Origin of the sequence: Klebsiella michiganensis, from assembly GCA_000963575.1 — a bacterium.
Classification (GTDB): domain Bacteria; phylum Pseudomonadota; class Gammaproteobacteria; order Enterobacterales; family Enterobacteriaceae; genus Cedecea; species Cedecea michiganensis_A.
This window is the reverse complement of sequence record CP011077.1, coordinates 3670241-3694165: the sequence shown is the minus strand read 5'-3', so window position 1 is coordinate 3694165 and position 23925 is coordinate 3670241. Positions and strand designations below refer to the sequence as shown.

The 23925-nt window shown below is 55.8% G+C and carries 20 protein-coding genes; 8 read left to right on the top strand and 12 right to left on the bottom strand.

Translation table 11 applies throughout. The features are described 5' to 3' along the window. Position 1 precedes the first annotated feature (1 nt). Positions 2 to 1333, top strand: a complete 1332-nt coding sequence (locus tag VW41_17000) for a monooxygenase (GenBank protein ID AJZ90603.1) — start codon at positions 2 to 4, stop codon at positions 1331 to 1333. Between the two features lie 677 nt (positions 1334 to 2010). Here the strand turns inward: VW41_17000 and VW41_16995 are convergent. From VW41_16995 to VW41_16980, 4 genes are all read right to left on the bottom strand, one after another. Further along, positions 2011 to 2808 (bottom strand): phosphate ABC transporter substrate-binding protein, encoded by a 798-nt coding sequence (locus VW41_16995; GenBank protein ID AJZ90602.1) that lies wholly within the window; start codon positions 2806 to 2808, stop codon positions 2011 to 2013. Then, entirely contained in the window at positions 2801 to 3802 is a 1002-nt protein-coding gene (locus VW41_16990) for a fatty acid desaturase (protein AJZ90601.1), read from the bottom strand. Before VW41_16990 ends, VW41_16995 begins: the two co-directional genes overlap by 8 nt. Before the next feature lie 187 nt (positions 3803 to 3989). Further along, positions 3990 to 4409, bottom strand: a complete 420-nt coding sequence (locus tag VW41_16985) for a glyoxalase/bleomycin resistance protein/dioxygenase (protein AJZ90600.1) — start codon at positions 4407 to 4409, stop codon at positions 3990 to 3992. 161 nt (positions 4410 to 4570) lie between these two features. Continuing rightward, positions 4571 to 4744, bottom strand: a complete 174-nt coding sequence (locus tag VW41_16980; GenBank protein ID AJZ90599.1) for a membrane protein — start codon at positions 4742 to 4744, stop codon at positions 4571 to 4573. A 355-nt stretch (positions 4745 to 5099) separates the two neighbouring features. Between VW41_16980 and VW41_16975 the strand changes: the two genes are divergently transcribed. Continuing rightward, complete coding sequence (locus VW41_16975; GenBank protein AJZ90598.1) at positions 5100 to 7361, top strand: c-di-GMP phosphodiesterase; 2262 nt, start codon at positions 5100 to 5102, stop codon at positions 7359 to 7361. A 1-nt stretch (position 7362) separates the two neighbouring features. Here the strand turns inward: VW41_16975 and VW41_16970 are convergent, their stop codons facing one another. The 4 genes from VW41_16970 to VW41_16955 all read right to left on the bottom strand — a co-directional run bounded on the left by VW41_16970 (position 7363) and on the right by VW41_16955 (position 12993). Further along, positions 7363 to 8904, bottom strand: coding sequence for an exopolyphosphatase (locus VW41_16970; GenBank protein ID AJZ90597.1), 1542 nt, complete (start codon positions 8902 to 8904; stop codon positions 7363 to 7365). Positions 8905 to 8927: 23 nt separating this feature from the next. Continuing rightward, the gene (locus VW41_16965; GenBank protein AJZ90596.1) at positions 8928 to 10988 is read right to left on the bottom strand and encodes a polyphosphate kinase; all 2061 of its coding nucleotides are present in this window, start codon (positions 10986 to 10988) and stop codon (positions 8928 to 8930) included. 329 nt (positions 10989 to 11317) lie between these two features. Further along, positions 11318 to 11956, bottom strand: coding sequence for a phosphoribosylglycinamide formyltransferase (purN, locus tag VW41_16960; protein ID AJZ90595.1), 639 nt, complete (start codon positions 11954 to 11956; stop codon positions 11318 to 11320). Further along, positions 11956 to 12993 (bottom strand): phosphoribosylaminoimidazole synthetase, encoded by a 1038-nt coding sequence (locus VW41_16955; protein AJZ92010.1) that lies wholly within the window; start codon positions 12991 to 12993, stop codon positions 11956 to 11958. Before VW41_16955 ends, purN begins: the two co-directional genes overlap by 1 nt. 224 nt (positions 12994 to 13217) lie before the next feature. On the opposite strand from VW41_16955, the gene upp reads away from it, so the two are divergent. From upp to VW41_16940, 3 genes are all read left to right on the top strand, one after another. Beyond that, entirely contained in the window at positions 13218 to 13844 is a 627-nt protein-coding gene (gene upp / locus VW41_16950; protein AJZ90594.1) for a uracil phosphoribosyltransferase, read from the top strand. Positions 13845 to 13929: 85 nt separating this feature from the next. After that, positions 13930 to 15216: a uracil transporter gene (locus tag VW41_16945; GenBank protein ID AJZ90593.1), complete on the top strand. Its 1287-nt coding sequence runs from the start codon at positions 13930 to 13932 to the stop codon at positions 15214 to 15216. A gap of 82 nt (positions 15217 to 15298) precedes the next feature. Further along, positions 15299 to 16015 carry a DNA replication initiation factor gene (locus VW41_16940; protein ID AJZ90592.1) on the top strand — a complete coding sequence of 239 codons (717 nt, stop codon included), beginning with the start codon at positions 15299 to 15301 and terminating at the stop codon, positions 16013 to 16015. A gap of 31 nt (positions 16016 to 16046) precedes the next feature. On the opposite strand, the gene VW41_16935 is transcribed toward VW41_16940, so the two are convergent. After that, positions 16047 to 17207, bottom strand: coding sequence for a methionine aminotransferase (locus tag VW41_16935; GenBank protein AJZ90591.1), 1161 nt, complete (start codon positions 17205 to 17207; stop codon positions 16047 to 16049). 149 nt (positions 17208 to 17356) lie between these two features. Here VW41_16935 and VW41_16930 point away from each other — a divergent pair, with 149 nt between their 5' ends. Together VW41_16930 and VW41_16925 are read left to right on the top strand one after the other, a co-directional pair. After that, complete coding sequence (locus VW41_16930) at positions 17357 to 18040, top strand: haloacid dehalogenase (GenBank protein AJZ90590.1); 684 nt, start codon at positions 17357 to 17359, stop codon at positions 18038 to 18040. Further along, positions 18037 to 18579: an acireductone dioxygenase gene (locus tag VW41_16925; GenBank protein ID AJZ90589.1), complete on the top strand. Its 543-nt coding sequence runs from the start codon at positions 18037 to 18039 to the stop codon at positions 18577 to 18579. Before VW41_16930 ends, VW41_16925 begins: the two co-directional genes overlap by 4 nt. A gap of 103 nt (positions 18580 to 18682) precedes the next feature. Here the strand turns inward: VW41_16925 and VW41_16920 are convergent, their stop codons facing one another. Next, complete coding sequence (locus VW41_16920) at positions 18683 to 19708, bottom strand: methylthioribose-1-phosphate isomerase (GenBank protein ID AJZ90588.1); 1026 nt, start codon at positions 19706 to 19708, stop codon at positions 18683 to 18685. Between the two features lie 107 nt (positions 19709 to 19815). On the opposite strand from VW41_16920, the gene VW41_16915 reads away from it, so the two are divergent. Beyond that, positions 19816 to 21015, top strand: coding sequence for a methylthioribose kinase (locus VW41_16915; protein AJZ90587.1), 1200 nt, complete (start codon positions 19816 to 19818; stop codon positions 21013 to 21015). Positions 21016 to 21592: 577 nt separating this feature from the next. Here VW41_16915 and VW41_16910 read toward each other — a convergent pair. Together VW41_16910 and VW41_16905 are read right to left on the bottom strand one after the other, a co-directional pair. Next, on the bottom strand, positions 21593 to 22831 hold the full coding sequence (locus VW41_16910; protein AJZ90586.1) for a signal peptide protein: 1239 nt from the start codon (positions 22829 to 22831) through the stop codon (positions 21593 to 21595). An 11-nt stretch (positions 22832 to 22842) separates the two neighbouring features. Next, positions 22843 to 23907, bottom strand: a complete 1065-nt coding sequence (locus tag VW41_16905; protein ID AJZ90585.1) for a sugar ABC transporter substrate-binding protein — start codon at positions 23905 to 23907, stop codon at positions 22843 to 22845. Positions 23908 to 23925: the final 18 nt, after the last annotated feature.

Here is a 23925-nt window from a genome sequence, read left to right as displayed (position 1 = left end):
CATGCCGCAATCTACCGCCATTTTTAACCTGTTCTTCTTCAACCCGCAGGGTGACTATCGTTTTTCCTGGCACCACCCGGACGCGCCGGGCAAAGAGATTTTTACCCTGAAGTATTACGCCGACCTGGCGCGCAGGGCCGAAGCCGCTGTGCTGGATAACATTTTTATTGCCGACCATGTCGCCATCTGGGACACGGTGCCGAGCGGCGTGCCGCATTACGCTAACCCGCGTCTCGAACCGATCACGCTGCTGGCCGCGCTTTCGGCGGTGACCGAAAACATCGGCCTGATGGCGACGGCTTCGACGTCCTACACCGAGCCTTACAATCTGGCGCGCTATTTTGCTTCGCTTGACCATTTGAGCGGGGGGCGAGCGAGCTGGAACGTCGTCACCTCCTGGCTGCCGGAAGAGGCGGCCAACTACGGACTGGACACTTTGCCGGAGCACGGCAGGCGCTACGAGCGCGCCGCAGAGTTTATCGAAGTAGTACGGAAGCTCTGGGATTCCTGGGAAGATGAAGCCGTGCTGATTGATAAACACAGCGGCTATTTTGCCGATCCTGAACGTGTGCATCCGCTCAGCCACGAAGGCGAATTCTTTAAGGTGCGCGGCCCGCTGAATGTCCCACGCCCGCCGCAGGGGCACCCGATTGTGGTACAGGCTGGCTCCTCCGAGTCTGGCAAAGCGCTGGCGGCGGCCCAGGCCGATATTCACTTTGTGTTTATGAGCAACATCGAGAAAGGGCTGGTCTATCGCGAGGATATGAATAAACGCTTGCGCGAGCTTGGGCGCGAGCCGGAGCACTTTAAAATCCTCGGCGGCGTGCTGCCGGTGGTGGTGAACACGCCGGAAGAAAAGGCGCAGCGCCGGGCGCTGATTCAGACGCTGATGAACGACCAGATGGCGCTGGATCTCCTCGGCACCTATCTGCGGATGGATATGGGGGAATACGATAGCCACGCGCCGCTGCCGCCTTTGCCGGATGAACAGGGCTTTGACGGGCTGAGAACCGCGCTGCAGATCATCAAAGGTTACGATCCAGCCCTGACGGTGCTGCAGCTGGGGAGGTTATTGCTTCAAAGCTCCGACAGCTGGCTGGTCATCGGCACCGCGCAGGAAGTTGCCGACACGCTGAGCGAGGCGTTTCATGCCGGGGCCGTGGACGGCTATAACCTGATGTTCCCGTTCCTGCCGGTGGATTTTGATAATTTTGTCGACCAGGTGGCGCCGATTTTGAAACAGAGCGGGGTGATGCAGCAGGGTTACCGGCCAGGTACGCTGCGTGAGAAGCTGGGGTTGCCGCCGGTGGGGAATCAGTTCAGGCGTGGGTGACAGGTTCGCCCCTCACCCTAACCCTCTCCCCAGGGGGGAGAGGGGACTAAAAAATGTTGGCATTAGCGAATTCTCTCTCCCGTTGGGAGAGAGGACTAAAAACGCAGGGATTAGCGAATACCCTTTCTCCCACACGGGATGGGGCTAAAAAATGTTGGCATTAACGAATCCTCTCTCCCGCAGGCAGAGAGGGGACTAAAAACGCAGGGATTAACGAATACCCTTTCTCCCACACGGGATAGGGGGCTAAAAAATGTTGGCATTAGCGAATACCCTTTCTCCCGCCGGGAGAGGGGGCTTAAAAAATGCAGGGATTAGCGAATACCCTTTCTCCCGCCGGGAGAGGGGGCTTAAAAAATGCAGGGATTAGCGAATACCCTTCCTCCCGCACAGGATGGGGCTAAAAAATGCAGGGATTAACGAATACCCTTTCTCCCACACGGGATGGGGCTAAAAAATGTTGGCATTAGCGAATACCCTTTCTCCCACACGGGATGGGACTAGAAAATGTTGGCATTAGCGAATTCTATCTCCCACAGGCAGAGAGGGGGCAAAAAAATGTTGGCATTAGCGAATCCTCTCTCCCAAAGGGAGAGGGGGCTTAAAAAATGCAGGGATTAACGAATACCCCCTCTCCCTTTGGGAGAGGGTCGGGGTGAGGGTAAAAAAGCAGCAACCTACAACGTCACCAGGCCACTCACCGCGGCTTTTTGCGCCGCATCGCTAATGGGCTGATAATCATCCCGGTGGGTAGGGCTAAAATCTTTTATCAGCAACGCATCCCTGACGCCTCGCCACTCGGGTTCGCTCCCGAGCCGTTTCAACGCGCGACGCAACTGCCCCAGCTCTACGGCTGAAGTTTGCGCTGAGGTGATCATCGGCAAACCCGGAGCCAGCGCGGTTGTGCCGATAGAAACCAGGCCTGATACGCGAGCCGGCTCATGGCGAGCAACTAAAGCCAGGGTCACCGCATCAATAGCGGCAATATCGCTCGTGCCGGCCTGCACTTCCGCCAGCGACTGGCGGTGGCTACCGCTAAACGCGATGTCTGAGAAGAACTTCCCGTCTTGTTGTCGCGGTGCGACCAGGCTGCGCAGGCCGTGATAGCCGGACTGGGAGTCGTCGCTGTTGCACACGACGCGTTTGCCCCGGAAATCTGCCAGCGTTTTGTCTGCGTCGGCTGCGCGGACAATCAGATGGCTGCTGTAGTGAAATCCTTCGCAGCCTTCGGCCTGGTAATGAAAGGTCCCTACGACCTGTACATCAGGCAGCAGGGCGCGCAGCGGATAACCGCAGGTCTGGCTGATCAGCAGCCGCGAGTCTTGCCAGTGGCTCAGCCTGTCTTCGGGTTCGCTATAAATCAGGTTATCGCCGTCCAGTCCTTCTTCGCTCAACAACAGGCGTAAAGTGGCCAACAGCGCTTCGGTATCCGGGTGGTGCACGTCGTACATCGGCAGAGAGATAAGCTTACTCATGGGCTTTCTCCTGCGGGACTGCGTCCTGCGCCAGGCGTCCGTCCGGGAAGAACGGGTTAATCTCCACCTGGATCGGTTTAATCAGATGCTCACGCATCAGCTCACCGTAGCCGTTCACAAAAAAGCCCTGGTTACGCCGCAGGTATTCCTCTTTGTAGGTGCGATACACGGTTGGCAACCCGTACCACGGAATACCGGGGAGATCGTGGTGTACCGAGTGGTAGTTCAGGTTTAAGAACAGCAGGCGCCAGAACATGCCGGCTTCGTTAATGACGGTGCGCGCCTCAGGATCTTCCGCCGCACGGTGTTCGAAGAAAGAGCGAACTTTGGTCATCGCCAGCATCGGCCAGGTGACGACCAGCAGGTAGTACACCACTGAGAAATCATGCTTCACCAGCCAGCCGAGTACCGGGATAAGCAGCAGGATATGTACCGTCCACATTGCCATCGCCGGACGATTACCGCTGCTGAAGGTTTCCCAGATATTCACTACCGTCCAGCGCATGGTCAACACCGGCGTTAGCAACAGCCTGCCGGGGAAGGTGTTACGCAGACGCACCAGCAGCCGCTGAACGCCGCTAAAATGCTGCCAGCGGCGGCGGGTAAAGTAGTAACTCTCCGGATCGGTTTCCGGCACGGTCAGATCTTCATCCTGGTGATGTTTAAGATGCAGGTCGCGATAGGTACCGTACGGGTACCAAATAGAAAATGGCATTAACCCGAACAGCTGGTTCAGGCGCGGAAAACGTGTCGGGTGGCCGTGCAAAAGTTCATGCTGCAATGACATGTACCAGGTGGCTAACCAGATGAGCAGTAGCGTTGCCGGGAAGAGGCCAATTGTTTTCCACCAGGCAACGGTAGCAAACCATCCGCCATAAATAGTGATAATCAGCAGCCAGGTTGGCAGCTCCGTGCGCCACAGCCACGAACGCCGCAGTTTGCTGACAAATTCCCGCTGTTCTTCATGTAAATAGACCGAAGCTCTGCCACTCATTTAACTTATCACTGCCCGCAATTAATCGTTGAATTGAGCAGAGAGTAAATCGTCGCCGCTAAAGCCCATAGGAATATAAATAGCTATGCTTAGAACATAAGATGCTTAAGAAAAAAGAGGGGATAAATGGAAGAAGACGAAGCGGCATAAAGGAAGAAAAGGGCGATTTTTTACCGCCCTTAGGGGGTTACATTGACTCAATGCCAACCCGTTGGCCCCAGGAGAGTTCAAGCGTATTGCCGTCCGGATCGGCAAAGAAAACGAAGTAACCTACCGGGTCGCCAAGCTGTTCTGGCTCTCTACGCAGCACCCCTTCGGCTCTGGCCATTTCCGTTTTTTGATCAATTTCTTCTTTAGTTGCGCAGGCCACGCCCAGATGACCAAAATTTCCCAGCGGGGTGTCGGTATTGTTGTCCGCCTGTACCAGAACCAGCGCAAAAGGCCGGGTGCGATCGCTTAGCCAGGCAACCTTGCGCGCGTCCGGCAGGTTTGGTTCGCGGTGGTGAATGACCTGCATGGCGGTATAGCGGAGGTAAAAATCGACGCTTTTATCCAGATCCTTCACCATAAATGCGACGTGGGTAAAACCGACATCAATCTGTTCCATAATGTGCCCATTCAGCTGTTTTTGATGGCGTGACTTTACAACCTCAAGTTAACTTTAGGTCAAGGCGAGAGGCCTTAGAGCACGGGGCTTGAGCATTTTTGAACAAGTGGCAATGGGCAGCTTTGGGGCTGAAAAGAGAACACTGACGGGGAACATTCGGGCTAGCGGTTAGCGCTGTCCACCTGTTGGCTGCTTTGTTGGGTTTCTGCTTTTTTATCCTGGTGGTGGTACCACGCCCCGATTGAGGAATAAATAAAGCGACCAAAAAAGAACAGAAAACTGATGAGCAGAATAATGCGGGTCATGCGATTATTAAAACGGTTTCGTCTCTGCATAGTCGTAACCTGTGTCACGCAGGGGTCCTTGAAATTGGCCCGACAGCTGCGGGCGACGGGGCTATTTAGTCACACTGAACCACTCAGGTCAATTATTCATCATGTAAAAACGCACTGGATGAATGATTCATGGGCACTTTATTCATGGGTGAATTTGTTGTGAACTAATATGAATCATATTCAGTCTGAATTTTACCTCAGCAATGATTCATTGAATTGATACTGATATGCATCAATTATTCTTGATGTTGGCGAACTAAAATTTGCCCCCGTATTGACGGAAGATGGGCTGTAACTAACCGGAAAGGATATCCGGGAGATACCCGATGAGGAACAGGGAATTTGGCGAAGATGTATGCAACTGGCTAGCTGGTATAAAAAATCAAAAAATAAATGGTGGGCACTGCCCCTAATTCTCCCCAGCCTGCTGCTGCCGCTGGTGGCAACGTTTAACGCGCAGACTGTACTGGACGGCGGGCGAGTATTCCTGCTGTATATGTCGCTGCCGCTGTTGACCGCCTGTCTCTTACTGTTCGGTCGCGCAGCTTTGCCCGGCATCATCCTGGCGCTGTTGATTCGCTACGTTCCCTCCGAGAGCGGCTGGGTTGCATTGCTGGCCGTTTTACACTTTGTCGTGCCGATTACGATTAGCTGGGGCTGTTACCGCTATTTTGTGCCGCGGCGCAGCGCTGTGACTTTTGGCATGTTGCAGCTCACCGCCCAGCGCATGTTTTGGCTGGTGCTGGTGAATGCTCTGCTGTTTTTGGTGTTCTACGAGCTGGGGTTATTTTTAGGCTGGTACGATCGCAGCTTTTCTATTCTGTCCGCCACGCCGTGGAGCCCCCGTACATTAATTAATTTCCAGGCCGTGCTGGTGTGGGGATTAACCGGGCTACCCTTCTTTTATTTTATTTTGCGGATGATAGTGCACCCGCGCTTTATCAAAAGCTTCTGGTCACGTATGTGTGGGCAGCGGCAGAAAGGCGTGACGCGAAGTGAAATGCTGCTATGGGCAGCGCTTGTTGGCCTGCTTATTTGGCTGCTGCTGTATCCGATTAGCCAAAGCAAAACTATTTTTAATACCGATTACACGCTGACGCTTATTCTGCCCGTTATGCTGTGGGGAGCGATGCGTTTCGGTTTCCTGTTTATCACCAACGCCTGGACCGTGGTGCTGATTATTCTCTGCGGTGGGTTCCACAATTATTTGCCTCCGGACATGGGCTTTCAGCTGCATTTAGCCATCGCCTCGTCCTGTTACGCGGTGTTCTCTATAACCATCTACTTAATGGCGGCGGTGACGACCCGGCAGCGCTTCTTGCACTACAAAGCGCGGCGCGTGGCGTTTATCGACCCGATGATGCAGATGCCGAATCTACGCGCGTTATGTCGTGACCTGGGGAACACGCCCTGGTCCGCGCTGGGATTTGTGTCGATTCCCGAACTGGAGCTGCTTGGGCGCAATTATGGCGTTTTACTGCGCATTCAATACAAACAGCAGCTGGCGGAGTATTTGCGCGGCCAGTTGTCGCCCGGAGAGAGGGTGTATAACCTTTCCGGGCACGACCTTGCCCTGCGCCTCAATTATGAGTCTCACCAGGCTAAAATCGAGTTCCTGTACGCCCACGCCCGGCGGTTCCGCTTTATGTGGGACGGCATGCCGCTGCAGCCGCAAATCGGCATCAGCTATTGCTTTGTGCGCCACCCGGTGTCCCATCTCTACTTATTGCTCGGTGAGTTAAGCACCATGGCCGGGGTGTCGCTTTCCACGCAGCAGCCCGAAAGCCTGCAGCAAAAAGGCTCAAATCACATTCAGAATGCGGTCAAACGTAAAGTTGAAATGATGAATCGCCTGCAAAACGCGCTCGACGAAGACCTGTTTGTGCTGATGGCACAGCGTATTGAAGGGCTGCGGGGCGACGCCTATTACGAGGTGCTGCTGCGGATGCGTGGGGATAAAGGCGAACTGCTGTCGCCGGATCTCTTTTTACCCGTAGCCCATGAGTTTGGGCTTTCATCCCGCATTGACCGCTGGGTGCTGAATGCCGCCCTTCAGTTTATGGATAAGCACCGCGACAGTTTGCCCGGCTGCAGGCTTGCGATTAACCTGACGCCCGCCTCAGTGTGCCAGTCTCAGCTTCCGGAAGATGTTCAGCATCTGCTGACGAAGTACCGCATTGAGCCGTGGCAGCTGGTCTTCGAAGTCACAGAAAGCCACTCTTTAACCAACCTTGAACAGGCCAATATAACGCTGAAGATGCTGCAGCGCATGGGCTGCCGGGTCGCCATCGACGACTTTGGGACCGGCTATGCCAGCTATGCACGCCTCAAAGAGCTGAGCGCCGACATCCTTAAAATCGACGGCAGTTTTATCCGCAATATTTTAACCAGCAGCCTGGACTACCAGGTGGTGAGCTCGATATGCCAGCTGGCAAGAATGAAGAAGATGCAGGTTGTGGCGGAATATGTGGAAACGCAGGCGTTGAAGGATGCCGTCCGGGCGATGGGCATGGATTATGTTCAGGGGTATTTGATTGGTCGCCCTCAGCCGCTGGAGAGCCTTATAAATGAACAAAGCCCCTCAGCGCCGGAAGGCGCAAAGGGGCTGATGGAGTGAATCAGGCGGAGAGCGCCGCCTCGGCCTCTTCTTCGATGGTCAGCTTCCACCCGGTCATGCTTTCCCAGTACAGCTGTTCGCGCTCCAAATCCAGCTGCACCAGCGTGTTCTGGCTGAACCAGTCGTGCGGGAAGCGCAGCGTCCAGTGGTTATCGTCGGTTTCCAGCACCAGCGTCGGTGGCGTGGTTGTCGCCTGGCGCTGGTTATTCAGCAGCGTGGCCAGACGAATCAACTGAATCAGCGGCAGGAACTGTTTCTTTTTAAACAGCGTGAAGCGCGGCAGATCGTCCAGCTTGATGGCTTTGCGGTGGTAGCGCACCAGGGAAGCCATCAGCATCTGCTGCTCCTGATTGAAGCCCGGCAGGTTGCTGTTTTGCAGAATATAGGCCGAGTGGCGATGCATCCCGCTGTGGTTGATGCTGAGGCCGACTTCGTGCAGCATCGCGGCCCATTTCAGCAGCGCTGCCATCTGCGGGTTAGCCAGCTTGTGGTTTTGTTTTTCCCACTGCTGGTAAAGCAGTTCAACGGTTTCCAGTACCCGGCGGGCCTGATCGCTGTCGATGTGATACTGCTCCGCCAGGCTTTGCGCGGTGCGAATACGAATATCCTGATGGCGGAAACGACCTTCCATTTCGTACAGCACGCCTTCGCGCAGAGCGCCGTCAGAGAGGCGCAGTTCGCGGATAGCGAGCGCATCAAACACGCCACACAGAATGGCAAGCCCTGGCACGAACACCGCTTTACGCTCTTCGGACAGGCCCGGCAGGCTCAGGGCGTCGAAGGTTTTAAACTTCAGCACTTCCTGCTGCAGCATCTCCAGGCGCTCCGGGGTGATCATCCCGTCTTTTTCGCCCATCTCAATCAGCACTTCATGCGCCGCTTTGATAGAGCCAGAGGCGCCCAGCGCGACTTTCCAGCCCTGCAGGCGATATTGCCAGGCAAGGGTTTCCAGTTTTTGGATAGCCGCCATGCGGGCGCGCTTAAAGCTTTCCGGGCTGATGACGCCGCCGGGGAAGAAGTTTTGCGCGAAGCTGACGCAGCCCATACGGCGGCTTTCCACCAGCATTGGCTCAAAATCTTCACCGATCACCAGCTCGGTGGAGCCACCACCGATATCAATCACCAGCTTGCGGCCTTTCTCCGGCTGAGTATGTTCCACTCCCATAAAAATCAGACGGGCTTCTTCGTTCCCGGGAATGATTTCGATCGGATAGGGGATCACTTTCTCCGCACGTTTCAGAAACTCCGCGGCATTGGTGGCCTCGCGAAGCGAGTGGGTGCCCACAATGCACACGTTGTCCGCTGCAAATCCCTGCAGGCGTTCGGCAAATAGCGCCAGGCAGGAGAGCCCACGCTCCATGGCCTCTTCGCTTAATTTGTTATCGGGCCCGAGGCCGTCCGCGAGGTGCACGCGCTGCTTCAGGCGGCCAATGATTTGCATGGCGCCATCCACCACACGGGCAATGACCATGTGGAAGCTGTTCGAGCCGAGGTCGACCGCAGCGAACTCCTGCGGCCGTGGAGCATGGTTTGATATCGGCATAATTTTATCTTCGCCTGAGAGCGTTAGTCAGGTTGTTCCAGAGATTTAATATAATCGTAGATCGCCAGTTGCGAACGCACTTTACGGCGGTTGCCGCGCGGTACATAGCGATTACTCAGTTCTTTGTCGATGATGCGCGCTTTCACCGTGTCGTTAAGCTGGATATCGATGATATCAAGCATACGCTGCTTCAGGCGCGGATCGAGGACCGGGACGGCCACTTCAATACGGTAGTCGATGTTACGGGTCATCCAGTCGGCTGAGGAGAGGAAGACTTTTTTATCGCCACCGTTTTCAAAAATATAGACCCGGTCGTGCTCAAGGTAACGGTCAACGATACTCAGCACGCGAATATTATCGCTGATCCCGTCGAGTTCTGGAATCAGCGAACACATGCCGCGCACCAGCAGGTTCACCTTCACGCCCGCGCTGGAGGCAGCATAAAGTCTATCCACCAGGCCTTTGTCCACCAGGTTATTCAGCTTCAGCGTGATCCCGGCTGGCTGTCCGCTTTGGGCGTTCTTGATTTCGCGATCGACCAAATCGTACAGCAGGCGACGCGAGTTTTGCGGCGACACCAGCAGATAGTCGAAGGTCACCGGGCGGTACGGATTTTCGATGAAGTTAAACACGCGACGCACTTCGTTGGTGATGCGGGCATCAGCGGTTAGCAGAGAATAGTCCGTGTAGAGACGGGCGGTTTTCTCGTTAAAGTTACCGGTCCCGATGTGCGCATAACGCACAATCTCTTCGCCTTCCATACGTGAGATAAGGAACAGCTTGGCGTGAATTTTCAGCCCCGGAGCGGAGAAGATAACGTGGACGCCCGCCTCGGTAAGACGCTTCGCCCAGTGGATATTCGCCTCTTCGTCAAAGCGTGCCTGCAGCTCTACCACCACGGTAACTTTCTTGCCGTTATGCGCGGCGTGGATCATTGAATCAATAATGCGCGAGTCTTTTGCCACGCGGTAAATATTGATTTTAATCGCCAGCACGCTCGGGTCGAAGGAGGCCTGGCGCAGCAGCTCAAGGACGTGTTCGAAGGTGTGGTACGGGTAATAAAGCAGCACGTCGCGCTCGCGGATGGCATCGAACCCGTTACGGAATTTATCGAACCAGATATGGCGCAGGCGCGGCAGCGGCTTGTTCACCAGGTTAGCTTTCCCGACGTTCGGGAAGCCAATAAAGTCTTTAAAGTTGTGGTAACGCCCGCCGGGGATGATCGAGTCGTAGTTGGAAATGGTCAGCTTGTCGCGCAGCATTTCCACCATCGCATCCGGCATGTCACGCTGATAAACAAAGCGCACCGGCTCGGCGGTCAGACGCTGTTTCAGGCTGGACGACATCAGTTCCAGCAGGCTGGATTCCATTTCGGTGACCAGATCGTACTCGGCGTCACGCGTCATTTTCATCGAATAGGCGTTGAGCGCGTCATAGTCGAAGAAGCCTTTGAAGATATCGTCCAGGCAGTAGCGCAGGATGTTATCCAGCAGGATCATCGGCTTACGGCGACGGGGCGCTTCAGGCGGCAGGTTCACAAAACGTGGGACTTTGTCTGACGGGATCTCCAGCAGCGCGTAGCGAATGCTGTCCCCGCGAATGATTTCCACCGCCAGATAGGTGTAGTCGTCCTTCAGGAACTGCACCAGGTCGGTATCGCGGTTGATCAAAATCGGCGTGATGTGCGGGCGAAGCTGATGTTTGAAGTAGCTGCGCAGCCAGCTTTGCTGATTCTCGGAAAGCTGACGTTCGTTAATCAGGAAGATTTGGTTCCGCGCCATCTCCAGCAGCAGCTCGTTATACAGGCTGTCAAATTCCTGATCGGCCTTCAGCACCCTGGCCTGAATCTTATTCAACAGGTGGCGCTGGTTGGAAGGAGAACCCTGTTCTTCACTGATTAAAATACGGCGTTTCAGTTCGGCGAAACGCACTTTATAGAATTCATCGAGGTTATTGGAATAGATGCCGAGAAAACGCATCCTTTCAATCAACGGGTTGAGCTTGTCCGCCGCTTCCTGCAGAACGCGTTCGTTAAAAGACAACCAGCTCAGTTCTTTTTCGATATACAGCTTATCCTGACCCATTAGTCCTCACACTCCGTTTTCGTGGACGTGGCAATGCCGTCACCGTCACGTCAGTTATTATGGCGAGCTTTAGCGGAGAATGTCCAACTATGCAGATGAAACTCTCTCATCTGACCATGACAACTTTATGAGAGACAGACAAAAATGTAGAAGCGCTTTCAATCTGGTTAAAAACTCAGGTGAGAGCAAAACTTGCAGAAGGCATCAAAAAAAATAAACCTGGAAAATCAATTCATTGATTTTCGGCAGATAAACAACAAAGAGGAAAAAACCACGCTTTTTCCCTCTTTGTTCATAACGTTAAAGGGCCGAAGCCCTTTTTAGTTAAATTATTCTGCTGCATGCCCCTGCGGGGGCAGCTGCACGCCATCAAGCCAGGCGGCGTTTTGGCGCATTTTTAGGCGATCGTCGAGGAACCAGCTTACGACCAGCGGGTAAATCGCATGTTCCTGATGCTGAACGCGGGCGGTGATTTCGTCCTCATCATCCCCTTCAAATACCGGCACTTTGGCCTGCAGAATGACCGGGCCGCCGTCCAGTTCATCGGTAACAAAATGCACGGAAGTGCCGTGCTCTTCGTCGCCGTTTTCCAGCACCTGGCGGTGGGTATGCAGGCCAGGGTATTTTGGCAGCAGGGAAGGGTGAATGTTGAGTAAACGACCGCTGTAGCGCGCCACAAAGGCCGGGCTGAGAATGCGCATATAACCCGCCAGCACCACAACGTCCGGCGCGTAGGCGTCGATCTCCTGCATTAGCTGGCGGTCAAACGCCTCGCGGCTGGCAAACTCGCTTGCCGCCAGAGCGTGGGTGGGGATCCCGGCTTCGCGGGCGCGCTCCAGTCCGAACGCATCGGCTTTATTGCTGAACACCGCACTGATGGTGCCGTTAATCTTTTTCTGCTGGCAGGCGTCAATGATCGCCTGCAGATTGCTTCCGTTACCGGAAATCAGCACCACAATGTGTTTCATTACTCAATAACCACGCGCTCTTCGGAATCAGATGCCTTGATAATACCGATTTTCCACGCCTTTTCACCTTTGGCCTGCATCAGCTCGACGGCTTTATCTGCTTCTGCCGCCGGCAGCGCAATGACCATGCCCACGCCGCAGTTAAAGGTGCGGTACATTTCGTGGCGGCTGATATTGCCGGCCTGCTGCAGCCAGTTGAAGACCGCCGGCCACTGCCAGGATGACTCGGTGATGACGGCCTGGGTGTTGTCCGGCAACACGCGCGGGATGTTTTCCCAGAAGCCGCCGCCGGTCAGGTGAGCGATGGCGTGAACATCCACGCTTTCAATCAGTTCAAGGATGTTTTTCACGTAAATGCGGGTTGGCTCGAGCAGGTGATCCGCCAGCGGTTTCCCTTCCAGTTCGGTAGTCAGCGGGTCGGTGCCGCTTACTTCCAGCACTTTGCGCACCAGCGAGTAGCCGTTGGAGTGCGGGCCGCTTGAACCCAGCGCAATCAGGACATCGCCATCGGCAACTTTAGAACCGTCGATGATTTCAGACTTCTCAACCACGCCGACGCAGAACCCGGCCACGTCGTAGTCTTCACCGTGGTACATGCCCGGCATTTCAGCGGTTTCACCGCCGACCAGCGAGCAGCCTGACTGCAGACAGCCTTCGGCGATGCCGGTGATAACGCTTGCGGCGGTATCCACGTCCAGCTTGCCGGTGGCGTAGTAGTCGAGGAAGAACAGCGGCTCGGCGCCCTGAACCACCAGGTCGTTGACGCACATGGCCACCAGGTCAATGCCGATAGCGTCGTGGCGTTTTAAATCCATGGCCAGACGCAGCTTGGTGCCCACACCGTCGGTGCCGGAAACCAGAACCGGTTCGCGATATTTTTGAGGTAACGCGCACAGCGCACCGAAACCGCCCAATCCACCCATCACTTCCGGGCGGCGGGTCTTTTTCACTACGCCTTTAATTCTGTCGACCAGAGCGTTACCAGCATCAATATCTACACCGGCATCTTTATAGCTGAGAGAGGTTTTATCGGTCACTGTACGTTCCCCACGGGTGGCATAAAATAAAAAACGCGGCAATTCTAACAGTGCAGGCAAACGTTTGCGAGCCTCTTATCATCGGCAAGAAAATAATTCCTGAGATAGACTCAATCCAGTCCGGTTGATCTCGATCATCCCATTAGCTGTAGCGCAGCGGCAAAAAAGCGGTATAATCCGGCGATTTTTTTTGTGGTAGCCAACTATCTCGGGGGAGAAAGAGTATGAAGATCGTGGAAGTGAAACACCCACTCGTCAAACACAAGCTGGGCCTGATGCGCGAGCAAGACATCAGTACCAAGCGCTTTCGTGAACTCGCCTCTGAAGTAGGCAGCCTGCTCACCTATGAAGCCACTGCTGATCTGGAAACCGAGAAAGTCACCATCGAAGGCTGGAACGGCCCGGTGGAAGTCGACCAGATCAAAGGCAAGAAAATTACCGTTGTGCCGATTCTGCGTGCCGGCCTTGGCATGATGGAAGGCGTGCTGGAAAACGTACCAAGCGCGCGTATCAGCGTCGTCGGCGTTTACCGTGATGAAGAAACCCTGCAGCCAGTACCTTACTTCCAGAAGCTGGTCTCTAATATAGAAGAACGCATGGCGCTGGTTGTTGACCCGATGCTGGCGACCGGCGGCTCTATGATTGCCACCATCGACCTGCTGAAAAAAGCGGGCTGCACCAGCATTAAGGTGCTGGTTCTGGTTGCTGCGCCGGAAGGCATCGCCGCGCTGGAAAAAGCGCACCCGGACGTAGAGCTGTACACCGCTTCTATCGATCAGGGCCTCAACGAGCACGGGTACATTATTCCTGGCCTCGGTGATGCGGGCGATAAGATATTCGGAACTAAATAAGATTCATCAGCCGACTTTGAAAGTCGGCTTTTTTTTGATTGCAGCAAACACCGTTCGTTAAAAATAACACGTAGAGGAAAACAACATGACCCGCCGCGCCATTGGGGTAAGTGAACGCCCGCCCTTACTGCAAACGATTCCGTTGAGCCTGCAGCATCTGTTCGCCATGTTCGGCGCAACCGTGCTGGTGCCAATTTTGTTCCACATCAACCCGGCCACGGTGCTGCTGTTTAACGGCATCGGCACTTTGCTTTACCTGTTCATCTGTAAGGGAAAAATCCCGGCTTACCTGGGGTCCAGCTTCGCGTTTATCTCCCCGGTATTGCTGCTGCTGCCGCTGGGATATGAAGTGGCGCTCGGCGGATTTATTATGTGCGGCGTGCTGTTTTGCATTGTGGCGCTGATTGTGAAAAAAGCCGGTACCGGCTGGCTGGACGTAATGTTCCCTCCGGCGGCGATGGGGGCGATTGTTGCCGTCATCGGCCTGGAACTGGCTGGTGTGGCGGCCAACATGGCCGGACTGCTGCCAGCGGAAGGCACATCCCCGGATTCCACTACCATTATTATCTCGCTGGTGACGCTGGCGGTAACGGTGTTTGGCTCCGTACTGTTCCGTGGTTTTATGGCCATTATCCCGATTCTCATCGGCGTGCTGGCGGGCTACGCGCTCTCCTTCGCCATGGGCGTGGTAGACGTGACGCCAATCCGCGAAGCGCACTGGTTCGCGCTGCCAACCTTCTATACGCCTCGCTTTGAATGGTTCGCCATCTTCACCATTTTGCCTGCGGCGCTGGTGGTTATTGCCGAGCATGTCGGTCACCTTGTGGTCACCGCGAATATCGTGAAAAAAGACCTGATTCGCGACCCGGGCCTGCACCGCTCAATGTTTGCCAACGGTATCTCTACCGTGTTCTCCGGCTTCTTTGGCTCTACGCCAAACACCACCTACGGTGAAAACATCGGGGTTATGGCGATCACTCGCGTGTACTCAACCTGGGTTATCGGCGGCGCGGCGATTATCGCCATTCTGCTGTCCTGCGTGGGCAAGCTGGCGGCCGCGATTCAAATCATCCCGGTGCCGGTGATGGGCGGCGTTTCTCTGCTGCTGTACGGCGTGATCGGTGCCTCCGGTATTCGCGTGCTGATCGAATCCAAAGTGGATTACAGCAAAGCGCAAAACCTGATCCTGACTTCCGTGATCCTGATCATCGGGGTGAGCGGGGCGAAGGTGCACATCGGGGCTGCAGAGCTGAAAGGCATGGCGCTGGCGACCATCGTCGGCGTGGGGCTGAGCCTTATTTTCAAAGTTATCAGCATACTGCGTCCGGAAGAAGTGGTGCTGGATGCGAAAGACAACGAGGCTCACCACTGATCGTTTAGCCACCGGGCGGATCCTCGCCCGGTTCTATCCTGCCCCAAAACTGTGTTAGACTCGTCTCGATTTTCTGCCTGTTATGGTTGAGGTACTTCTGAATACGCCGGCACAGCTCTCACTGCCACTCTATCTTCCCGACGATGAAACCTTTGCGAGTTTCTGGCCGGGTGACAACCCTTCTTTATTAGCCGCCCTGCAGGCGGTACTCCGTCAGGATCACAGCGGGTACATCTATTTCTGGTCGCGTGAAGGCGGCGGGCGCAGCCATTTGCTGCATGCGGCCTGCGCAGAGCTTTCCCAGCGTGGTGAAGCCGTGGGCTATGTGCCGCTGGATAAGCGTACCTGGTTTGTGCCGGAAGTGCTTGATGGGATGGAGCAGCTGTCGCTGGTTTGCATCGACAACATCGAATGCGTGGCCGGAGATGAACCGTGGGAAATGGCGATTTTCAATCTTTATAATCGTATTCTGGAGTCCGGTAAAACACGCCTGCTTATCACCGGCGACAGGCCGCCTCGCCAGCTAAATCTGCAGTTGCCTGACCTGGCTTCTCGCCTGGATTGGGGGCAAATCTACAAGCTGCAGCCGCTTTCCGATGACGATAAGCTTCAGGCGCTTCAGCTGCGTTCCAGGCTGAGAGGGTTTGAGCTGCCGGAAGATGTGGGGCGCTTTTTGTTGAAGCGTCTCGATCGTGAAATGCGTACCCTGTTTATGACGCTCGATCAGCTCGATCACGCCTCAATTACCGCCCAGCGCAAGCTCACCATTCCGTTCGTCAAAGAGATCCTCAGCCTGTAGTTTTCCCCGTCCGGCGACGGGGAATGTCGCTTTAGACTTTACGTAATCTTTCTGCGGCGGCGTCCAGCGTCGCTTCCTGCTTGGCAAAGCACAGGCGAATCAGCTTATGCGGGAAAGCATCCGCGCAGAATACTGACAGCGGGATCGCCGCCACACCCACTTCTTTGGTTAACCACTGGCAGAAACTCACGTCGTCGAGATCGGAGATTGCGCTGTAGTCGGCCAGCAGGAAGTAAGTACCTTCGCAGGGCAGAATTTCGAACCGGCTGTCGGACAGCGCCTCAACAAAGCGGTCGCGGCGCGCGCGGTAAAACTCCGGGAGTTCGCGGTAGTGCTCCGGCTCAGCACGCAGCATGTCGGCAATCGCAAGCTGCGCCGGGGTATTCACCGCGAACGTCAGATACTGATGCACTTTACGCAGCTCGGCGCTGATGGCCGCCGGCGCCACGCAGTAACCCACTTTCCAGCCTGTCATATGGAACGTTTTGCCGAAAGAGGACACAGAGATAGCACGCTCGCGCAGCTGCGGGTGAGCCAGCACGCTGGCATGGCCTTCTTCGTCAAAGCAGATATGCTCATACACTTCGTCGCTTAGCACGTAAACGTCGTGCTGCTCAATGGCCTGCCACAGCGCGGAAAAATCACTTTTGCGCCAGACGGTAGCGGACGGGTTGTGCGGCGTGTTAAGAATGACGAGACGAGTTTTGTCGCTCAGCAGGGCGGCAAACGCCTGCCAGTCGACGCGGAAGTGCGGCGGCTGGAGGGAAATACGCTTCAGAATACCGCCGGAAAGCGTCACTGCCGGGGCATAGCTGTCATAGCTCGGGTCAAAGCAAATTACCTCATCGCCCGGGCGAACCAGCGCGGTGATGGCGGCGTAAAGCGCTTCGGTTGCGCCAGCCGTGACAGTGATATCGGTATTGGCATCCGGCCTGTGGCCGTACAGGGCTTCGGTTTTCTCGGCGATAGCTTCACGCAGGGCCGGAACGCCGGTCATCGGTGCGTACTGGTTCGCGCCCTGGCTTACGTGAAACGCCAGGCGTTCCTGCAGGTAGCGCGGGCCGTCAAAATCCGGGAAGCCCTGGGAGAGGTTAATCGCATTGTGCTGCTGCGCGAGCGCGCTCATTTGCGTGAAAATGGTGGTGCCAAGCGCCGGCAGTTTGCTTTCTGGAATCAAAGGGGAGTGGCTCATTATTCTTCGACCTTAACGTGGTGCGTGTGTTTCCCTGTGTTGCCGGGACTATAACACGATGTTAAGATTTAGCAATCAAGACGCTTAGACGTCTAAATAATAATGACCTTAGTTGCCAACATAACGCAGCGCTAACGGCTGGAGAAATGATGATTCGCGCCATTGTTACCGATATTGAAGGCACCACCAGCGACATTCGCTTTGTGCACAACATCCTGTTCCCGTATGCCCGCGAACGCCTTGCAGGTTTTGTTCGCGAGCAGCAAAACGAAATAGCCCCAATACTCAATGACCTGCGGGCGGAAATTAATGAACCGCAGGCGGATATTGAACGGCTGATTGAGACGTTGTTTAGCTTCATGGATGTAGATCGTAAATCTACCGCGCTAAAGGCGCTGCAGGGCCTTATCTGGCGGGAAGGCTACGTGAATGGAGACTTCACCGGCCATCTCTATGATGACGTTCTGCCCGCGCTGAAGGCCTGGAAACAGCAGGGTATTGCTCTGTATGTCTATTCATCCGGCTCGGTGGCGGCGCAGAAGCTGCTTTTTGGCTACAGCGACGCCGGTAATATTACTGATTTGTTCAGCGGCTATTTTGACACCCACGTTGGGGCCAAGCGTGAAGCGCAGTCCTACCGCAACATCGCGGCGGAGATCGGCGTGGCACCTGAGGCGCTGCTGTTCTTGTCAGATATTCACCAGGAGCTGGATGCCGCACGGGAAGCCGGCTGGCAAACCGTGCAGCTTATTCGCGGCGAGGCGGATGACGTCAGCCGCCATCGCCAGGTAAACCGTTTCGACCACATTAATCCGGAGTCGTTTTCTTCATGAGCGCATTGACCATTTTTACCGATACCGAAGCAAAGGAGCCGGTATGGCACAGCACGGACGCGCAAGAGATTCGCGAGCAGCTGAACGCAAAAGATGTGCGTTTTGAACGCTGGGAAGCGAACCAGGATTTAGGGAATGACCCAACGCCGGACACGGTGATTCACGCTTATCAGCACGCGATCGACAAGCTGGTGGCGGAGAAGGGCTATCAGAGCTGGGATGTTATTAGCCTGCGTGCGGATAACCCTCAGAAAGATGTGTTGCGGACCAAATTCCTGTCCGAGCATACCCATGGCGAAGATGAAGTGCGTTTCTTCGTGGAAGGCGCGGGGCTGTTCTGCCTGCACCTGGACGACAAGGTGTATCAGATCCTGTGCGAGAAGAACGATCTGATTTCCGTCCCGGCGGGGACACCGCACTGGTTTGATATGGGATCGGAGCCGCATTTTACCGCGATTCGTATTTTCGATAATCCGGAAGGCTGGGTGGCACACTTTACCGGTGATGCGATTGCGGATGCTTACCCACGTTTGCCGTAGGCCGTGATTGACCCTCTCTCAGGAAAGGAGAGAGGGGAAATAGTGAGTTTGTAGTGCTTTCTAGGCCTTCTCCCCTCTGGGGAGAAGGCCATGATGAGGGGCATTATTTCTTAGGCAAAAATACCCCATCCCGAACTTGATCCGGCGTCACCACGCCCGTATCCAGAATCCAGCCGCTAATTAACTCCGCCGGGGTTACATCAAAGGCCGGGTTATACACGCTTGCGTTTTCTGGCGCCCACTGCACGCTGCCAAAACTGCCCGCCACGCCGGTCACTTCGCTGGCCGCACGCTGCTCAATCGGAATGGCTTCGCCGTTCGGACAGTTTCTGTCGAGCGTGGTGTGCGGGGCCGCAACATAGAACGGAACGCCGTGGTAATGCGCCAGCACGGCCAGGCTGTATGTACCGATCTTGTTTGCCACATCACCGTTCGCGGCGATGCGGTCCGCGCCAACCCAGATAGCGTCCACCTGCTTTTTCGCCATCAGGCTGGCGGCCATTGAATCGCAAATCAACTGGTACGGAATGCCGAGTTCACCCAGCTCCCAGGCCGTAAGCCTGCCGCCCTGAAGCAGCGGGCGAGTTTCATCCACCCAAACGCTGGCGACATTACCCTCATTAAATGCCCGCTGAATAACGCCCAATGCGGTGCCTACCCCGGCGGTAGCAAGGCCGCCGGTATTACAGTGGGTCAGCAGGCGGCTGCCGGGCTTAACCAGCGCGGCACCCGCGCGGGCGATGTTGTCGCACAGGACTTTGTCTTCCGCCACCAGGCGCAGCGCCTCTTCTTCGAGCGCAGCAGTAAAGTTTTCCTGCGCCAGCGCCAACTTCATACGGTCGAGGTTATTCATCAGATTCACCGCCGTCGGACGGGATGCCCGCAGGGTTTCCAGCGCTTCAGCGAGCTGAACTTTTGTTAGCCCTTGCTCCGCCAGCAGGGCCAATAGCAGGCTGGCGGAAAGACCGATTAGCGGCGCGCCACGCACGCTGAGGGCGTGAATATGGGCAACCAACTGGGCCACGGTGTGCGCCGGGAGCCAGTTTTTCTGCTGCGGCAGCGCCTGCTGGTCGAGGATCCAAAGCTGGTTGTCACGCACTTCAAGGCTGGTGGTTTTTAAATTATGCATTCGTGTTAATTCCATGTTGCGTTGTTGCGGTATATTGTGCCAACATGACTTCCAGATGTATAGACGTCCAAACGTCTTAATTAACTTTATTTTCTGAGAGGATCGCCATGTCGCAATACCGCACTTTTACCGCCGCTGACGCAGTGGCCTATGCTCAACAGTTTGGCGGGCTGCAGACGCCGTCTGAGCTGGTGGAGGCGCAGGAAGTGGGCGACGGCAACCTTAATCTGGTGTTTAAAATCTTTGATACTCAGGGCGTCAGCCGGACTATCGTTAAGCAGGCGCTGCCGTATGTGCGCTGCGTGGGCGAGTCTTGGCCGCTGACGCTGGATCGCGCTCGCCTTGAGGCACAAACCCTGGTGGAGCACTATCAGCACAGCCCGGAGCACACGGTTAACGTGGTGCATTACGACCCTGAGTTGGCGGTGATGGTGATGGAGGATCTCTCCAGCCATCGCATCTGGCGCGGCGAGCTGGTGAAGGGCGTTTACTATCCGCAGGCGGCTAGCCAGCTTGGAGAGTACCTGGCCAAGGCGTTGTTCCACACGTCGGATTTTTATCTGCATCCGCATGATAAGAAAGCGCTGGTTGCTCGCTTTATCAACCCGGAAATGTGCGAAATCACCGAGGATCTGTTCTTTAACGATCCGTATCAGATCCATGCCCGAAATAATTACCCGGCCGCGCTGGAGCAGCAGGTTGCCGCCCTGCGGAACGACACTGACCTGAAGCTGGCCGTAGCTTTACTGAAGCATAAATTCTTCTCCAGCGCCGAGGCGCTGCTGCATGGTGATATCCACAGCGGGTCGATTTTCGTGGCGGAAGGCAGCCTGAAAGCGATCGATGCTGAATTTGGCTACGTTGGCCCGATCGGATTTGATCTTGGGACCGCCATCGGCAACCTGCTGTTGAACTACTGTGCGCTGCCGGGACATTTTGGCCCGCGGGATGCCGCCAGCCAGCGCGAGCAGCGCCTGAAAGATATTCAGGAACTGTGGCTGAGCTTCTCAGAGCGCTTTACGGCGCTTGCCCGCGCTAAAACACGCGACGCGGCGCTGGCAGCTGAAGGCTACGTTGAGCACTATTTGCAGAAAGTTTGGGGGGATGCGGTGGGCTTCTGCGGCACCGAACTGATTCGCCGCTCGGTTGGTTTGTCTCACGTCGCCGATCTGGAAAGTATTGAGGATGAAGCTGCTCGCCTGGCCTGTATCAGCCATGCGATTGAGTTGGGCAAGTTCCTGATTCTGATTGCCGGACAGGTGGATTCGGTGGATGCGTTTATAGCCAGAGTTCGGCAGAAGGGGTGAGTTTGCTGCTGCGTTCACTTTAAATTGTATTCAGTGCTTCACTTCTGGTTTTTTACCCTCACCCTAACCCTCTCCCTGAAAGGGAGAGGGGATAAAGAACGCCTGCCGTCGTATGCTCTCTCCCTCTCCCCTGTGGGGAGGGGATAAAGAATGCCTGCCGTCGTATGTTTTCTCCCTCTCCCCTGTGGGGAGAGGATAAAGAATGCCTGCCGTCGTATGCTCTCTCCCTCTCCCCTGTGGAGAGAGGATAAAGAATGCCTGCCGTTATATGTTTTCTCCCTCTTCCCTGTGGGGAAGGGATAAAGAACGCCTGCCGTCGTATGCTCTCTTCCTCTCCCCTGTGGAGAGAGGATAAAGAATGCCTGCCGTCGTATGCTCTCTCCCTCTCCCCTGTGGAGAGAGGATAAAGAACGCCTGCCGTCGTATGTTTTCTCCCTCTCCCCTGTGGGGAGGAGATAAAGAACGCCTGCCGTCGTATGTTTTCTCCCTCTCCCCTGTGGGGAGGGGATAAAGAACACCTGCCGTCGTATGCTCTCTCCCTCTCCCCTGCGGGGAGAGGGACGGGGTGAGGGGCAAACTACCCCAAATACTCAATAATCGACAGCCCGCCGTTATAATCCGTGCTGTACACAATCCCCTGAGCGTCCACAAAGACATCGCAGGACTGGATCACCCGTGGGCGGCCAGGGCGAGTATCCATCATTTTTTCCGGGGCGGCGGGCACCAGCGCACCTGTTTCTATCGGCCGGTACGGGTTCGAAATATCGTAAGCTCTTACGCCCGCGTTCTGATAAGTCGCGAAAATCAGCGTATCGCTGATAAAACTGCCGGGGCGGTTTTCATGCAGGTTATGCGGGCCGAAGTGGGCGCCTTTCGCCACATAATCAATCTCATCCGGCTGCGGGAACGTGGAGATGCTGACCGGATTCGACGGGTCACGAATATCGAACAGCCAAATCAGCTTCTCGCCGTCCGCCTGATTGTCCAGTACCGCTTCGTCAAGCACCACCAGCAAATTTCGGTCAGGCAACGGCAGCGCCGTGTGCGTCCCGCCGCCAAACGGCGGGCTCCAGTTGCGGTGGCTGATGAGCTGCGGCTGCGAGCGGTCGGAAACGTCCAGCAGCGTCAGGCCGCCGTCGCGCCAGCTGGCATATGCCGTGTCGCCGCTGATAATCGCGTGGTGTAACGCATAGCGTTTTCCTTCCGGCCAGGTGGGCTGCTCGCCTGCGGCGGTGTTCATGCCCGGCAGCCACCAGTTGCCCGCGACCTGCGGGTTTCGCGGGTCGGCGAGGTCGATAGTCAGGAAGATATAATCGCTAAACCCATCGATCAACGCGGAAACATAGGCCCAGCGGCCGCCCACATACCAGCAGCGGTGAATGCCGATGCCGCTCAGCGACAGGAAACTGATTTCTTTGGGTTTGTCCGGCGTGGAGATATCAAAAATGCGTAACCCGGCGCTCCAGCCTTTGTCCTGCACGTCGCGAACCGTTTCGCCAACCGATTTGGTGTAGTAAACCTTTTCATCGGCGAAGCGCACGTCGGCAAACAGGTCACGGGCGTTAATCACCAGCAGCAGATCGTCGTGCGCCTGCAGGTGAATATTCCAGGTACCCGGCGGCGCGGGCACGAAGCCCGCCGCTTTCGGGTTTTTAGGATCGCGGACGTCAACAATCGAAAAGCCCTGCGACACCATATGGCCGATATACGCATAGCCCCGGTGCACCATCAGCTGTACGCCGTCCGGTTTTCCCCCCTGATCGCTATGGCCGATCAGCCGCATATTGCGGCTGTATTCGGGTTGTGGCAGTGCCATTGCGCGACTCCTTATTTATTTTTCGCTTCAAGCGTGGCGAACCACGGCGCGATAAAGTCGTCGGTCTGGCCCCAGCCTGGAATGATTTTACCCAGCGAAGTGACGTTGACCGGACCTGGCTGGCTGGCCAACAGGGCCTGAGGAATGGCCGCCGCTTTAAAGTCGTAGGTTGCCGGAGTTTGTTCCCCGGCAATCTTATAGGCCACCAGGCGCACGTTGGTGGCGCCGATCAGCTTAGGATCTACCGCCACGCTGACTTTCCACGGGCTGTTAGCCTCACGCATCAGCTGAATGTCCTGGTTGGAAACATCGATGCTATAGAGCTTAATTTCCGTGCGGCCGTTTTCCTGCAGCGCTTTATAAGCCCCCTGGCTGAAGGCGTCCCATGTGCCCCAGATAGCGTCGATTTTGCCTTTCGGATACTTCGCCAGCACCGCGCCCACTTTGTTGGCGGTGTCGCCCTGCACGTCGGAGGAAACCGCGCCGATGGACTCCAGCTCCTTAATGCCAGGGTTGGCTTTCAGCAGTTCCTGATAGGCGGTCTGGCGGCGCTCCATCGGTGGGAAACCGGCCACCCACAGCTTGATGATGTTGGCTTTACCGTTGAAATCTTTGACCAACTGGCCGAAGGAGAGGCTGGTCAGCGAGGCGTCGTCCTGTTGGGTTACGGTCACGCCGGGAATGGTGCCGTTCACGGCGGTATCAAAGACCGACACCGCGATGCCTGCGGCCACCGCTTTTTTCACCAGTTCGGTGGAGTAAGGATCGCGTCCCTGAGAAAGAATAATCCCGTCATACTTCTGGCTGATCGCCTGGTTTACAAAGTCCTGGAAGCGGGCATCGTCTCCGTTGCTCAGAAATGTGCTGACTTTGAAGCCCAGTTTTTTGGCCTGCTGAACTGCCCCGGCGACAAACTGCGTGGTGTTGTCGTCGGAACCCAGGTTGCGAATAACGGCGATGCGGATCGGGCCGTCGTGGGCGGCGATTTTTTCCGGCACCGGCGTTGGCGTAGCGGCGTGGCCCGGCAGAGCAGCAAGCAGGCTAAGCGCCAGCAGTGAAGTGGTCAGTTTTTTCATGGTCGTTACCCTGTGTGA